General features: G+C 64.9%; 14 protein-coding genes. 9 read left to right on the top strand and 5 right to left on the bottom strand.

All coding sequences use genetic code 11. The features are described 5' to 3' along the window. Positions 1–91: 91 nt before the first annotated feature. A complete protein-coding gene (locus tag GCT13_RS21915; RefSeq protein WP_152761543.1) occupies positions 92–1,312 on the bottom strand; it encodes a DUF3108 domain-containing protein in 1,221 nt (406 codons plus the stop codon). Between the two features lie 121 nt (positions 1,313–1,433). Continuing rightward, positions 1,434–2,324, bottom strand: coding sequence for an IclR family transcriptional regulator (locus GCT13_RS21910; RefSeq protein WP_152761541.1), 891 nt, complete (start codon positions 2,322–2,324; stop codon positions 1,434–1,436). Between the two features lie 162 nt (positions 2,325–2,486). Here GCT13_RS21910 and GCT13_RS21905 point away from each other — a divergent pair, with 162 nt between their 5' ends. From GCT13_RS21905 to rfaE2, 7 genes are all read left to right on the top strand, one after another. Continuing rightward, positions 2,487–3,476 (top strand): fumarylacetoacetate hydrolase family protein, encoded by a 990-nt coding sequence (locus tag GCT13_RS21905; protein WP_152761539.1) that lies wholly within the window; start codon positions 2,487–2,489, stop codon positions 3,474–3,476. Positions 3,477–3,911: 435 nt separating this feature from the next. Continuing rightward, positions 3,912–5,120, top strand: coding sequence for an ABC transporter substrate-binding protein (locus GCT13_RS21900; RefSeq protein WP_152761537.1), 1,209 nt, complete (start codon positions 3,912–3,914; stop codon positions 5,118–5,120). Positions 5,121–5,211: 91 nt separating this feature from the next. Next, complete coding sequence (locus tag GCT13_RS21895) at positions 5,212–6,063, top strand: enoyl-CoA hydratase/isomerase family protein (RefSeq protein WP_407670836.1); 852 nt, start codon at positions 5,212–5,214, stop codon at positions 6,061–6,063. Between the two features lie 253 nt (positions 6,064–6,316). Further along, positions 6,317–7,051, top strand: a complete 735-nt coding sequence (locus GCT13_RS21890; RefSeq protein ID WP_152761533.1) for a PhaM family polyhydroxyalkanoate granule multifunctional regulatory protein — start codon at positions 6,317–6,319, stop codon at positions 7,049–7,051. 374 nt (positions 7,052–7,425) lie between these two features. Further along, positions 7,426–7,614, top strand: coding sequence for a hypothetical protein (locus GCT13_RS21885; protein WP_152761531.1), 189 nt, complete (start codon positions 7,426–7,428; stop codon positions 7,612–7,614). Next, a complete protein-coding gene (locus GCT13_RS21880; protein WP_152761529.1) occupies positions 7,611–8,489 on the top strand; it encodes a ferritin family protein in 879 nt (292 codons plus the stop codon). Before GCT13_RS21885 ends, GCT13_RS21880 begins: the two co-directional genes overlap by 4 nt. Before the next feature lie 191 nt (positions 8,490–8,680). After that, positions 8,681–9,163, top strand: coding sequence for a D-glycero-beta-D-manno-heptose 1-phosphate adenylyltransferase (gene rfaE2, locus GCT13_RS21875; protein WP_152761527.1), 483 nt, complete (start codon positions 8,681–8,683; stop codon positions 9,161–9,163). 47 nt (positions 9,164–9,210) lie between these two features. On the opposite strand, the gene GCT13_RS21870 is transcribed toward rfaE2, so the two are convergent. The 3 genes from GCT13_RS21870 to GCT13_RS21860 are packed head-to-tail and all read right to left on the bottom strand — an operon-like array spanning position 9,211 to position 11,267. Then, entirely contained in the window at positions 9,211–9,450 is a 240-nt protein-coding gene (locus GCT13_RS21870; protein WP_152761525.1) for a hypothetical protein, read from the bottom strand. A gap of 39 nt (positions 9,451–9,489) precedes the next feature. After that, positions 9,490–10,365: a type III pantothenate kinase gene (locus tag GCT13_RS21865; protein WP_152761523.1), complete on the bottom strand. Its 876-nt coding sequence runs from the start codon at positions 10,363–10,365 to the stop codon at positions 9,490–9,492. Next, on the bottom strand, positions 10,362–11,267 hold the full coding sequence (locus GCT13_RS21860; protein ID WP_152761521.1) for a biotin--[acetyl-CoA-carboxylase] ligase: 906 nt from the start codon (positions 11,265–11,267) through the stop codon (positions 10,362–10,364). The genes GCT13_RS21865 and GCT13_RS21860 overlap by 4 nt, the downstream gene beginning before the upstream one ends. Positions 11,268–11,436: 169 nt before the next feature. On the opposite strand from GCT13_RS21860, the gene GCT13_RS21855 reads away from it, so the two are divergent. Beyond that, positions 11,437–12,576, top strand: coding sequence for an MlaE family ABC transporter permease (locus GCT13_RS21855; RefSeq protein ID WP_152761519.1), 1,140 nt, complete (start codon positions 11,437–11,439; stop codon positions 12,574–12,576). Continuing rightward, positions 12,573–13,463, top strand: a complete 891-nt coding sequence (locus GCT13_RS21850; RefSeq protein WP_152761517.1) for an ABC transporter ATP-binding protein — start codon at positions 12,573–12,575, stop codon at positions 13,461–13,463. The genes GCT13_RS21855 and GCT13_RS21850 overlap by 4 nt, the downstream gene beginning before the upstream one ends. Positions 13,464–13,484: the final 21 nt, after the last annotated feature.

The raw sequence follows: 13,484 nt of genomic DNA, 5'->3' as shown, positions 1-13,484 counted from the left end.
CGTCGTGCGATTCATGCACGCGACAGAAGTTTCTGAAGACGAGTACGGCCTCGATTGTCAAGTATCCCGCAGCGCCAAGAGCCTGCTTGCATCAGGGCTTTTCGGGCCCCGCGCCGGGATCGGTGACGGAGGGTTGGGGGCTGCCCGACGAGGTGTCGTCCGAAGAAGACGTGTCGTTGACATCAGGCGGCGCGAGCTTGCCGCGCCATACGAGTTCGATCTGCGTGCCGTTCGGTTCCGTCTGCACGAGGCGCGCCGGCAGCCAGCCGAGCGACGGCGCAAGCCACACGTCGATGCGCCGGCGATCGTTTGCGCGGCGCGGCAGCCGCATGAAATGCCGCGCATCGATCGATCCTTGCTCGGTGCGCACCGTTTCGTCGCCTATCGTCTCGATAGGCCAGATCTCGCCGCTATCGTTGTCCGTCACGTAGAACTGGCGCGTGACGCCTGGCTGATAGGCGTCCGGGTCGCCGCGCACCAGACTCGCCAGTTGCATCACCATGCTGAAGCGGTCCTGCGCGCCGTCGGGCAGCGCCAATGTAGCCGGCGTGCGCGTGAAGCCGATCTGCTTCGTGTCGCGATTGAACATGGTTACGTCTTCGCCGCGACGGCCGCGCTTTTCGACGTACTGATCAGGGGCGAGGCCGAATGCGTCGACGTGTCCGTGGCTCGAATAGCTGAATGTGCCGACAAACGGTAGAGGCACCGAAACGACCATATCGTACGAGTGGCCATCGCTCGTCCAGTGAATCGTGCCAGGCTGATTGCGAACGCCGTTGTAGAACGTGTCGTATTGCAGATCGCCCGATGGCGGCACGGAAAACTTCACGCCCGGCGTCGCTTGTGGCGCGTTGCCCTGGCCGATGCCGGGGCCAGCGTTTGCTGCGGGCTGGGCTGCCGCAGCGGACGCAGCCGCTGAATCCGAAGCGGCCGAAGCACCGACAGGCGCGCTGGCGGCTGCGTTCGTCGCGGGTACTTTTGACGGTTGCGGACGCGTCGCCGTCAGCACATGCTCACGCAGCGGCCGCGCACCATGTTTGGGCGGCGCGGGCTTCGCGACGGCGGGCGGCGGAGAGCCGGCCGCCTGCGTTTCGATGCGCTCGGGCTTGAGCAGCGCGACCTGCACGGGAACATGCTCCGGCGCAACCGGCTTGAACGTGTCGTGATGCCGTTCGAACCACAGCGCGGCGATCAGGTGCGCGCCGGCGACAGCCGCCAGCACGCCCGTCCACCGCAGCCGCGACGAACGGCGCTGCGCTGCGGCGAGTTGCGCATGCGACGAAACGGTGCGGACAGCGAACGGAGACGACATCGGAGACAGTGTGTTGAACGCGGAACGCGGTTAAAGACGTTTCGACCGGGCGCCGCCGTTACGCGTTCATCGTGCGGTTCGTCGTGCGGCTTGGCGCGCGAGTTGTCGTGTGAATGAAGGCCTATCGGGGCGTCGGACTATACCCGAGTTCATATGACAGCTTCTGCGCGCACTCGCGCAAAGCGGTATCGACTGCGCCGCCCCACGCGATATCGAACGCGCCTTCGTGACCGAGCGCGATCAGTCCGAGCGCGAGATCGCCGTTCGAATCGAACACGGGCGTGCAGAACGCGTGTATGGTCGGCAGCAACATGCCTTCGACGCGCGCCGCGCCATGCGCGCGCACGTCTTCGAGCACGCGCTCGACGTCCTCCGGCGTGGTCGGTGTGTTGGCCGTCGCCCAACGCTGCGTGTGTGCGAGCTCGCGTTCGATCATCGCGGCCGTCTTTCCGCGCGGCAGATATGCGGCGAACAGCAGCCCCGTCGCGGAACTGAGCATCGGCATCACGTCGCCGAGTTTCAGCGATGCCTTCGCGGGATAGCTCGACTCCATCCAGTGCACGACGGTCGGCCCCTGGTTGCCCCACACCGCGATGCCCACCGTCATGTCCAGCCGGTCGCGCAGTTCGGCGAGCGCAACGCGCGCGAGCTTCACGCCGTCGACGCGCGCGAGCCGCGCGAGCCCCAGTTGCAATGCGAAGCCGCCGAGTTCGTAACGGCCCGTCAGCGGGTCCTGCGCGACGACGCCCAGGCGCTGGAAACTCACCAGATAGCGGTGCGCTTTCGCCGGGCTCATGCCTGCGCGCTGCGCGAGGTCGCGCAGCATCATCGCGCGCGGTTCGTGCGTGAGCACCTCGAGCAGACGAAAGCCCACTTCGATCGACTGGATGCCCGAGCGCAGCTTTTCCTCGCCGGCTTCGTGCTGATCGACGGCATCGTCGTCGACGGAATCGAGCGGTTCGGCGGATTCGGCATCCTGGCGGATCGAAGTTGAGCGGGCGGTCGGTGACATAGGCAACGGGGCGGGGAGTGAACGTGAAAACGGCAGCGGACAAACGACGCAAACCGGGCGCGTCGCCATGTGCAAGAGCCCGCATGAGGCATCCGCTTGGGCCGCGCCGATTCACCATCGTAGAATACATTCCTCTTATCGTCATCCACACGCTTTCCCGCCATGAAACTTGCCACGCTGAAGGACGGCACGCGCGACGGTCAACTGATCGTCGTTTCCCGCGACCTGCATACGGCCGCCGTCGCCGACACCATCGCGCCAACGATGCAGCGCGTCCTCGACGACTGGACCTTCTACGCGCCGCAGTTGCGCGATCTGTACGACGAGTTAAACCAGGGCCGCGCGCGCAACACGTTTTCGTTCGGCGCGAAGGAATGCATGGCGCCGTTGCCGCGCGCGTTCCAGTGGGCCGACGGCTCCGCGTATGTGAACCACGTCGAGCTCGTGCGCCGCGCGCGCGGCGCCGAGATGCCGCCCGAGTTCTGGACCGATCCGTTGATGTACCAGGGCGGCAGCGACGACTTCATCGGCCCGAAGGACGACATCGTGTGCGCGTCGGAATCGTTCGGCATCGACTTCGAGGCGGAAGTTGCCGTCATCACGGGCGATGTGCCGATGGGCACGAAGCCCGAGCAGGCGTTGAAGAGCATTCGGCTCGTGACGCTCGTCAACGACGTGTCGCTGCGCAACCTGATTCCCGCCGAACTGGCGAAGGGTTTCGGCTTCTTCCAGAGCAAGCCGGCGACGTCGTTCGCACCCGTCGCCGTGACGCTCGACGAACTCGGCGATGCGTGGCGCGAAGGCCGCGTGCATCGTCCGATGATCGTTCACTGGAACGGCAGGAAGGTCGGACAGCCGGATGCGGGCACCGACATGGTGTTCAACTTCGGCCAGCTGATCGCGCATGCGGCGAAGACGCGTAACTTGCGCGCGGGCTCGATCGTCGGCTCGGGCACGGTCTCGAACAAGGACTCGAAGCGCGGCTACTGCTGCATCGCCGAGAAGCGCTGCCTCGAAACGATCGAGCACGGCGCGGCGCAAACCGAGTTCATGAAGTTCGGTGACACGGTGAAGATCGAGATGTTCGACGAAGCAGGCAAGTCGATTTTCGGCTCGATCGATCAGGCCGTTGCGCCGCTCGAAGACGCGTAGTGAGAGGGGCATCGTGCATGACGTTTCATCGACGCGTCATGCACGCGCGGCGTTGGCGGCGCATCGCGTCGAGCGGTCCGAAAGGGTTTCGCCCGATGCCGGTAGCGTCGCGCGCGCCGCTACACTGACGCTCGCGCGAGAGGGCATCGAGCCTCGCAGCCGCTGATATTCCGATAGCGGAACAGCGCAAGCCACGCAGCATCGCAGAACGTACAAGAACCACGAGCTATTGCATCGGAGCGGAGTGAGGCACTAAAGCGCCAACTGTGGTCGACAGCTTTGCATGGGACGGGAGTAGGTGCTCTGCACGGGGCTGGAGTAGGTGCTAAAGCACTAACTCCAGCCGACAGCTAAAGCGCCAATTCTGGTCGACAGCTTTGCATGGGACCAGAGTAAGGCACTAAAGCGCCGACTCTGGTCGACAGGAGACAACGCATGCCGCGATACGGGACGTTTGCATTTTCAACTTTGCGCGAGCGCTTTACCAACTCTCGCGCCACAGGCCGGCGCACAGTACTCGGCGCCACGCTTTCTCTTTTGCCGGGACTCGCGCTCGCGCAGGTGAAGATCGGACTCGTGCTGTCGCTGACGGGGCCGGCCGCATCGCTCGGCATTCCCGCGCGCGATACCTCGACGCTCTTTCCGAAAGAGGTCGCCGGCCAGAAGGTCGAATACATCGTGCTCGACGATGCATCCGATACCACGCAAGCCGTGCAGGACACGAAAAAGCTGATCTCCGAAAATCATGTCGATGCCATCATCGGCTCGTCGATCACGCCGAACTCGCTCGCGATGATTGACGTGATCGCCGAAGGTGAAACGCCTGCGATTTCATTGGCGTCGTCGGCGAAGATCATCGAGCCCGTCGATGCGAAGCGGCACTGGATGTTCAAGACGCCGCAAACAGACGCGATGATGGCGTCCGCGATCACCGAGCACGCGAGCCAGCACGGCGTGAAGACGCTTGCGTACATCGGCCAGGCGGATGCGCTCGGCGAGACGTTCTACGCGGAAGTCGCGAAGTTCGCGCAAATCCATCACATCAGCGTGGTCGCCAACGAGCGCTTCAACCGCACGGACCCTAGCGTCACGGGACAGATCCTCAAGATCATGGCGGCGAATCCGGATGCCGTCGTCGTCGGCGCGGCGGGCACGCCGGCCGCGCTGCCGCCGAAGACGCTGATCTCGCGCGGCTACAAGGGCAAGATCTATCACAACCACGGCGTCGGCAATAACGACTTCCTGCGCGTGTGCGGCGCCGATTGCAATGGCACGTTCCTGCCCGCGAGTCCCGTGCTGGTCGCATCGCAGCTTCCCGCGGACTATGCTTCGAAGCGTCTCGCGCTCGATTACATCGAGCGCTTCGAGAAGCTGCGCGGGCCGGGCAGCGTGTCGGCGTTCGGCTCGTATGCGTGGGACGCGAGCATGTTGCTGAACAGCGCGATTCCCGTCGCGCTGAAATCGGCCGCGCCCGGCACGGTCGAATTTCGCCGCGCGTTGCGCGATGCACTCGAAGCGACACGCGGTCTCGCCGACACGAATGGCGTCGTGAACATGAGCACGACGGATCATTTGGGCCTCGATCAGCGCGCGCGCGTGATGGTCGAGATTCGCAGCGCGAAGTGGATGTATCAGCCGCGCTAGAACGCGGTGTGTTCGTGTGGCGCAGCGTCGGCTGCGCCGCGTGCGTGAAGTGTGTTCCGACGCCGACGCGTCGCTCTTACGGATGTCAGCCATGTCTCACGAATCGGAATCGCAAACGATCGAACCCGCGTTTTACGCGCACTACAAGTCGTTGCGCGTGCGGCGGCATGCGCACGGCATCCTCGAAATCGTGATGAGCGGCGAGGGTACGAACAAGAGCAATCTCGCGACGGCTGACGCGAACATGCATCGCGAACTCGCCGACATCTGGCGCGATATCGATCGCGATCCGGAGACGCGCGTCGCGGTGATTCGCGGCGAGGGCAAGGGCTTTTCGGCGGGCGGCGACCTGGGCCTTGTCGAAGACATGGCCAACGACTTCGATGTGCGCACGCGCGTATGGCGCGAAGCGCGCGACCTCGTCTACAACGTGATCAACTGCAGCAAGCCGATCGTATCGGCGATGCATGGACCGGCAGTCGGCGCGGGACTCGTCGCGGGACTGCTCGCCGATATTTCGATCGCGACGAAATCGGCGCGCATCATCGACGGACACACGCGTCTGGGCGTCGCGGCGGGCGACCACGCGGCAATCGTGTGGCCGCTCCTGTGCGGGATGGCGAAGGCGAAGTACTACCTGATGCTGTGCGAGCCGGTGAGCGGCGAGGAAGCCGAGCGGATCGGACTCGTATCGCTCGCCGTCGACGACAACGATCTGCTGCCGAAGACGTTCGAAGTCGCGCGCAAGCTCGCGCATGGTTCGCAGACGGCGATCCGCTGGACCAAGTACGCGTTGAACAACTGGCTGCGCTCGGCGGGGCCCGCGTTCGACACATCGCTGGCGTTGGAATTCATGGGCTTCGCGGGACCGGACGTGCAGGAGGGCGTGGCATCGCTGCGCGAACGGCGCGCGCCGGATTTTTCGGGCAAGGAGCCGTTCTGACGATGGCGCGGCGGCAACCGGGTTGATCGTTGGTGATGCTGGTGCGGGAGCATTCGTTGCGGCCGCGAATCAGCGAATCCGGCTTTAGGCGAACGCGATACCGTCACCGGTAAATGCGCACGATAGGTGCGCCCAACCAGGCATCCAGTCGGCAGCAATTCGCGAGGCCAGCCGCAAACGGCGCGCGGTATGATCGAACAGCATGCCTATGCCGCACGCTGGAACCGAACTCAGGAAATCAAGGAGAACCGCAATGACCGACACACCCGGCTCGACACCACCGTTTCCCGGCTTCCCCGGTTTCCCGCCCGCCGAAATGCTCGACCGCATGTGGGGCATGATGCGTCTCACGCCGTTCGGTGCCGCGTTTCCGGGCACGCATCCGGGCGCGGCGCAGGGCATCGTGCCGTCGCTGTCGATGATGTCCGACATGATGGCGCCGCTCACCAACGTCGAGGAGCTCGACAAGCGCATCACCGACATGCGCGCCGTCGAGCAATGGCTCAAGCTCAACCTGAACATGCTGCAATCGGCGATTCAGGCGCTCGAAGTGCAGCGCGCGACGCTCTCGACGCTGCGCGCGTTCGGCGCGTTCGCACAGCAGGCGATGACGCAGCCCGCAGCCGACGCGCCGCCGAAGCAACCGGAGCCGCAGCCTGCCGCAAGCGCGCAGGAAGCCAGCGAGTCGACGCCGCCGCCCGCATTCGACGCGTCGGGCTGGTGGAATCTGCTGCAGGCGCAGTTCAACCAGATCGCGCAGTTCGCGATGGCGCAGCCGGCTGCGACGACGTCGACGGGCGCATCGGAAGCGGGCGCGGGAGTCGAGCCGAGCGATCTCGAACCGGACGATGCGCCCGAGCCCGAAGCCGACGCTGCAGCACAAGCGAAATCCGCCGACGCCGCGCCGCGTCCCGCCGCGAAACGCCCGGCTGCGAAGCGCGCGACGGGCGGATCGGCTGCGAAGAAAACTTCGTCGGCGTCCGAATGACGTCCCGGCGGTCGTATTGCGGCGAAGCGATACGACCGCTTTAAAACGCGTGCTTCGCGCTAGCACATTCAGTTGAATTCGTGTGGATAGCGTGCGCTCGCGTTGCTTTACGTCAATTCAACACCTGTCCCGACGGCCCGGAAACAGGGCCGTGCGGCCTCGCGTGCTATCATCGTGTAAGCTTTTTCTGGCCTGCGGGAGCGCGCGAACAACGTCGCATCAACGACAGATTCGCCGCCCATGCCGGTGCCGATACGGTGCCGGAGCGTCCATCGCGGACCCCATGCCGCCATCCAGGCCGCAAGCTGGCACGACCTCAGGCACAGGTTTTCCCTCACCCACGGTTGGCCGCGCATTCGAGGCATGAAATTCGCGTGCGCATCACGAGCCGCAGTAGTTCTTTTGCCAAAGCATGCATCTTGGCAGCCGATTACCGCGTAAAATTGAATGCTGTGCTGATGACGGCGAAAGTTCCCGACGCTTCGGAATTTTCCGTTCATCCGCAGCAAAAGCAGCAACAGATAACAGACGTCGCCTTGCGCAGAACAGGGGTGGGATCATGAACACCATGCTTTATCCGGAACTTTACAAATCGCTCGAGTCCGTTCGATGGGACATGGAGAAGGACATTCCCTGGGACAAATTCGACGCGTCGCTGCTCACCGACGAGCAGGCGGCGACCATCAAGATGAACGCGATCACCGAATGGTCGGCGCTGCCCGCCACGGAAATGTTCCTGCGCGACAACCACCACGACAGCGACTTCTCCGCATTCATGAGCGTGTGGTTCTTCGAAGAGCAGAAGCACTCGCTTGTGTTGATGGAATATCTGCGCCGCTTCAAGCCCGAACTCGTGCCGACGGAAGAGGAACTGCACGCAGTCCGCTTCGAATTCGATCCGGCGCCGCCGCTCGAAACGCTGATGCTGCACTTCTGCGGCGAAATCCGCCTGAACCATTGGTATCGCCGCGCGGCTGAATGGCATACCGAGCCTGTCATCAAGCACATCTACGAAACCATTTCGCGCGACGAAGCCCGTCATGGCGGCGCGTATCTGCGCTACATGAAGAAGGCGCTGACGAATTTCGGCGATGTCGCGCGCGCGGCGTTCGCGAAGATCGGCGTGCTGATGGCGTCTGCGCGTCGCACGGAAAAGCCGCTGCACCCCACGAACCTGCACGTGAACCAGGCGCTGTTCCCGCGCGACACCGTGCAATCGCGTCTGCCAGATCCGGAGTGGCTCGAGCGCTGGCTCGACGAGCAGATCCGTTTCGACGACGGCTGGGAAAAGAAGGTGGTCGAACGCATTCTGCACAACCTGTCGATCCTGTTCGAGCGCTCGTTCGGCACGGCTCAGGAACTGAACCGCTATCGCAAGGAAGTGGTGACGCGCCTGCAGGCTGAACAACCGGCGGCTGCGCATCAGCAACTGGCCTGACAGAGGCGGCGCGCCTGCGTCGCTGAACGCACGGCGCGCGGCACAGGAACGCCACGGCCCGGCAGGTGAAAACCCGCCGGGCCGTTTTCTTTTCGGCTTTGAATCCATGCGTCGCCACCGTGCAGTCCTTCTGCGGCTATACCAAGGCGATTCAAATACACTCGACGCAATTCCGCTAAACGACTTCTCACATGGCCGCTACTTTCGAACGCAAGCTCACGACGCGTGATGCCCTCGCGCAACTTCGCCCTTCGCTGCCTGGCCCCGTGGTCTTCACGAACGGCGTCTTCGATATCCTCCATCGCGGGCACGTCTCGTATCTTGCGGACGCGAAGGCGCTGGGCGCGACGCTGATCGTCGGCGTGAACAGCGATGCGTCGGTGCGTATGCTCGGCAAAGGCGACGACCGCCCGATCAACAACGAAGCCGACCGGATGGCGCTGCTGGCCGCGCTGGAAAGCGTCGACTGGGTGGTGCGTTTCGAGGAGCAGACGCCCGTCGCGCTGATCGAAGCGTTGCGCCCCGACGTGCTGGTCAAGGGCGGCGACTACGACATGGACAAGCTGCCGGAATCCGCGCTGGTGCGCGGCTGGGGCGGCAAGGCGCTGGCGATTCCGTTTGAACACGACCGTTCGACGACGGCGCTGCTCAAGAAAGTGCGCGCGCAGGGCTAAGGACGACCCGGTGACGGTCGGGCCGCGTACTTTCGACCAAGCCGCTCTTACTGGTTCAGCGCCGAAGCGGCGACGGGCGTAATGGGCGCGGGTCCACCGACGATGGCGAGATCCGTCGCGTCGGCGGCCGACATCGGATACACGCGCAACTGGTCGGGGCGCACCTGCCGGCCCAGATGATTCGGTTCGCGTGGTCCTGCCGAGGGCGATGGGCCGAACAGCCCGCGCATCGTGACGAACGCGAGGATGTTGGCGAGCAGGAGCAGGGCGATTAGCCAGCGCAGCATCGTTGATGTCTCCACCATTGTCTGTCCAGGGTTCGGTGTTCAGGACGGGCGGGCGTCCGGTGGCGAACTGGCCGAAGCCTCCGCCGCGATCAGCGCGAGTCCCGCCAGCACGAGTGAATCGTGACGCGTATGCGGCACGCACAGCGCCTGCGCGAGTTCACCCGAGGCGCCGCCGCTGATGACGAGCCGCACAGGTGCTTTCCATTCATCCTGCAGATCACTCCACATCCGCTCGACGAAGCCGATCTGCGCCAACGCGCATCCCGACGACAACGAGCGCGGCGTATCGACCGCGAACCATGCGGCGCGATTCGCATGTTCATCTTTGCTTGCAGCGTCGCCATCGTCGGCGAGCAGGCCTTGCGCGGCGATTGCGTCGAGTGTCGGCAGTTGCGCCGTATGCTCGCCGAGCGAGCGCATCATCAGCGACCAGCCCGGCGCGATCAATCCGCCGACGAACACGCCATCGGCGTTCAATGCTTCCAGTGTCGTCGCGGTGCCGAACGTTGCAATCAGCAGCGGCTCGCCCGGAAATGCCGCACGTGCGCCGATCATGCCCGCCCAGCGATCGCTGCCGAGTTGCGACGGCGTCGTATAACGGTTCGTGACGCCGCACTGCCGCGCAGACGAACGGATCGTCGTGCGCGGCAGTGCGGGCCAGCATCGGTCGATGAATGCGTCGATGCGGCGCGCGACGGCGTCGCCAGCGACGTTCGATAACCATGCAGAACCCGGCGCGGGCAGCGTCGACCAGTCCGGCTCATGCCTCGACTGCAAGGGATCGCCGGTGCCCTTGATCAGCTGGCCACCATGCGCGAACGCGCCCGAGTGTGTCTGTGTACCATCGGCCTTAACGAGCGCCCACTTGACCCGGCTATTGCCGGCGTCGATCAGCAGATACGGTGCGCCACTCATGCCGCGCCGCTGCCTTCGTCCGCGAGGCGCAGCGACACGTCGCCCGTCGCGATCGCCTGCCTGCCGGATGGCGTGTCGAGCAGCAGTTGCCCGAGATCATCGACGCCTGCCGCGACGCCGCGCCCGGTCTCGACGCCCTGCTCGAACAGCACGACATCGCGTCCCGCGTAGGCGTGGCAGCCGTTCCAGCGTTGCCGGAACGGCGCGAAACCTTCTGCGCCGAAGCGCTGCAATGCCGGCTCGAGCGCGTTGAGCTCGGCTGCGAGGGTATCGGTGAGATTCGCGTTCGGCAGCGCGCGCGAGAGTGCCGTGGGCGCCGCGCCGCGCGCCTGCGCGGGCACGTCCGCGTTGAGCGCGCCGACTTTCGCGGCCAGTTCGTCGGCGCCCTTCACGTTCGTGCCGATACCGATCACGACAGCGCTCGCGTCCGGCGTGCTCCACGCCGTTTCGATCAGGATGCCGGCGAGCTTGTCGCCTTCGAGCAGCACGTCGTTCGGCCACTTCAGCGCGATCTGGCCGGGGCCCGCGACGGGCAGCGAGCGCAAGCCGTCGACGAGCGCCACGCCCACGGCGAGGCTCAGCCCCGCGAGTCCTTCGAGCGGCCGCGGCAGCACGCACGCGACCGAGAACAGCAGCGCGTTGCCGGGTTCCGCATACCAGGTGCGGCCGCGGCGGCCGCGTCCCGCCGTCTGCAGATAGGCGACCCGCACGACAGGCCGCGCGAGCGCGCCCGGTTCGCGTGGCAGCGCCTTCATGCGCGCCATCAGGTCGGCGTTGGTCGAGCCTGTCTCTTCGACGATCTCGATGGGCCAGTCGTGCGCGGCCGGTCCGAACAAGGCAACGGCGCGCTGCCGGTCGATTCGCCAGTCGCCCGAGGCGCCGGATGAGTTAGGGGTATTCATGAGCCGTATTTTAGCCACTCAGTCTGTCATCGTGATCGGGTCGTGACCCATTCAGCTTTCCCGGGCCAACACGCCGGAACACGCGCCGTAACGAGGCATACCACCAGGGCCCAATATCGGTGGCTTCGCTACAATGCCCGTTAATCCGATAATCCTATTCCAGCGATCCTTGAACTACGACACTCCTCCCGGACTCGAAGTCGCGGCAGGCAGCCAGGGCAAGATCGTCCGCCTGTCCGGCCAGTGGACGGCGCTCGCGCTGGCGCGTGACCGCGTGCACGAAAGGGCATTGCCGCGTCTGCGCGAATTGATCGCCAGCCGCGCGCATGTCGCGCAGTGGGATCTGTCGCAAGTCGAACGGATGGATCATGTCGGTGGCCAGGCGCTGTGGCGCGTGTGGGGCTACAGGCTGCCCACCGATCTCGTCGCGCTCAACGATACGCAGCGCGACATTTTCGAGCGCATCGCGCTGCTCGACACGGTGCGCGAGAACCCCGAGCCCGTGCGTCGCTTCGATCCGTTCACGCAGCTCGGCCTCGGCATCTTCGCGTTCTTCGAGCATCTGTATGGCGGTATCGCGATGTTCGGGCGCGTGATTCTCGATCTGCTGTCGATCGCGCGCAATCCGAAGCTCGCGCCGTGGAAGGAGTTTTCGGCGAACGTCTATAGCGCGGGCACGCAGGCGCTGCCCATCACCGCGCTCGTCGCGTTCCTGATCGGCATCGTGCTCAGCTATCTGTCCGCGCAGCAGCTGCGGCTCTTCGGCGCGAACCAGTACATCGTGAACATTCTGGGGATGTCGGTGCTGCGCGAGCTTGGGCCTGTGCTGTCGGCGATCCTGGTGGCGGGCCGCTCCGGTTCGGCGATCACCGCGCAGATCGGCGTGATGCGCGTGACGGAAGAACTCGACGCAATGCGCGTGATGGGCATTCCGCACGGCTTGCGTCTGATCCTGCCGCGCGTGCTCGCGCTGTCGCTCGCGATGCCGTTGCTCGTGATGTGGACGAATATCATCTCGTTGACGGGCGGCGCGCTGGCCGCGAAGCTCGTGCTGCAGATCGACATGTCGTACTTTGCGCGCGCGCTGCCGGGCGTCGTGCCCGTCGCGAACCTGTGGATCGGGCTCGGCAAGGGCGTGGTGTTCGGCATGCTGATTGCGATTGTCGGCTGTCACTTCGGCTTTCGCATCAAGGCCAATTCGCAGAGTCTCGGCGAGGGCACGACGACATCCGTTGTCACGTCGATCACGGTCGTCATCCTCGCCGACGCCGTGTTCGCGATTCTCTTTCAGAACGTGGGGCTGTCATGATCGCGCCGCTCACCTCCACCGTACAGGACCAGCCGCTGCCGCAGATCGCGGAAACCGTGATCGAGGTGCGCAATCTGACCAAACGCTATGGCCGCAACATCGTCCATCAGCATCTGGACTTCGACGCGCGGCGCGGCGAGATCGTGTCGATCGTCGGCGGCTCGGGCTCGGGCAAGACGACGCTGATGCGCCAGATTCTCGGCCTCGAAAAGCCGACCTCGGGCACGATCAAGGTGTTCGGCGAGGACATCGCTCAGCTCGACGACGAAGAAGCCGCGCTGATGCGCGTGCGCTCGGGCATGCTGTTCCAGCACGGCGCGCTGTTCTCGTCGCTGTCGGTGTTCGACAACATCGCGCAGCCGTTGCGCGAGCTCGGCAAGGTGCCCGAAGACCTGTTGCGCGACATCGTGATGCTCAAGCTCGAAATGGTCGGGCTGCCGTGCAAGCACGCGTCGAAGATGCCGGCGGCGCTGTCGGGCGGGATGGTGAAGCGCGTGGGCATCGCGCGCGCCATCGCGCTCGAACCGGAGTTGCTGTTCCTCGACGAGCCGACGGCGGGTCTCGATCCGCAGGCATCCGACGAATTCGTCGAGCTGATCAGCGCGTTGCATCGCGCGCTCGGCCTGACTGTGGTGATGGTGACGCACGATCTCGATACGATGGTCGCGCTGTCGACGCGCGTCGCAGTGATCGCGGACCGCAAGGTCGTCGTGGCGGCGCCCGTCGAGGAAGTGGCGGGCTTCGATCATCCGTTCATCCGTGAATATTTTCTCGGGCTGCGCGGGCGGCTCGCGTTGCAGGGATTGTCGCCGGAGCGGCGCGCGAAGCTGCCGCACGAAGCGCTGGAGCCCGCGGCGGAAGCGCTTCCGCTGCGCACCGCGCTGTGAGTCCGGCAACCACACGCGGCA

The sequence above is a fragment of the Paraburkholderia franconis genome (assembly GCF_009362735.1).
GTDB classification, from domain to species: Bacteria; Pseudomonadota; Gammaproteobacteria; order Burkholderiales; family Burkholderiaceae; genus Paraburkholderia; species Paraburkholderia franconis.
Note: the sequence above shows the minus strand (reverse complement) of the source record. Positions and strands in the feature narration are given on the sequence as shown.

What these genes read in the sequence shown, in the direction of transcription:
- GCT13_RS21850 (WP_152761517.1), top strand. Translation starts at nt 12,573, where the DNA reads ATGATCGCGCCGCTCACCTCCACCGTACAGGACCAGCCGCTGCCGCAG.
- GCT13_RS21865 (WP_152761523.1), bottom strand. Translation starts at nt 10,365, where the DNA reads ATGAGTGGCGCACCGTATCTGCTGATCGACGCCGGCAATAGCCGGGTC.
- GCT13_RS21860 (WP_152761521.1), bottom strand. Translation starts at nt 11,267, where the DNA reads ATGAATACCCCTAACTCATCCGGCGCCTCGGGCGACTGGCGAATCGAC.
- GCT13_RS21895 (WP_407670836.1), top strand. Translation starts at nt 5,212, where the DNA reads ATGTCTCACGAATCGGAATCGCAAACGATCGAACCCGCGTTTTACGCG.
- GCT13_RS21915 (WP_152761543.1), bottom strand. Translation starts at nt 1,312, where the DNA reads ATGTCGTCTCCGTTCGCTGTCCGCACCGTTTCGTCGCATGCGCAACTC.
- GCT13_RS21900 (WP_152761537.1), top strand. Translation starts at nt 3,912, where the DNA reads ATGCCGCGATACGGGACGTTTGCATTTTCAACTTTGCGCGAGCGCTTT.
- GCT13_RS21870 (WP_152761525.1), bottom strand. Translation starts at nt 9,450, where the DNA reads ATGCTGCGCTGGCTAATCGCCCTGCTCCTGCTCGCCAACATCCTCGCG.
- GCT13_RS21890 (WP_152761533.1), top strand. Translation starts at nt 6,317, where the DNA reads ATGACCGACACACCCGGCTCGACACCACCGTTTCCCGGCTTCCCCGGT.
- rfaE2 (WP_152761527.1), top strand. Translation starts at nt 8,681, where the DNA reads ATGGCCGCTACTTTCGAACGCAAGCTCACGACGCGTGATGCCCTCGCG.
- GCT13_RS21905 (WP_152761539.1), top strand. Translation starts at nt 2,487, where the DNA reads ATGAAACTTGCCACGCTGAAGGACGGCACGCGCGACGGTCAACTGATC.
- GCT13_RS21910 (WP_152761541.1), bottom strand. Translation starts at nt 2,324, where the DNA reads ATGTCACCGACCGCCCGCTCAACTTCGATCCGCCAGGATGCCGAATCC.
- GCT13_RS21880 (WP_152761529.1), top strand. Translation starts at nt 7,611, where the DNA reads ATGAACACCATGCTTTATCCGGAACTTTACAAATCGCTCGAGTCCGTT.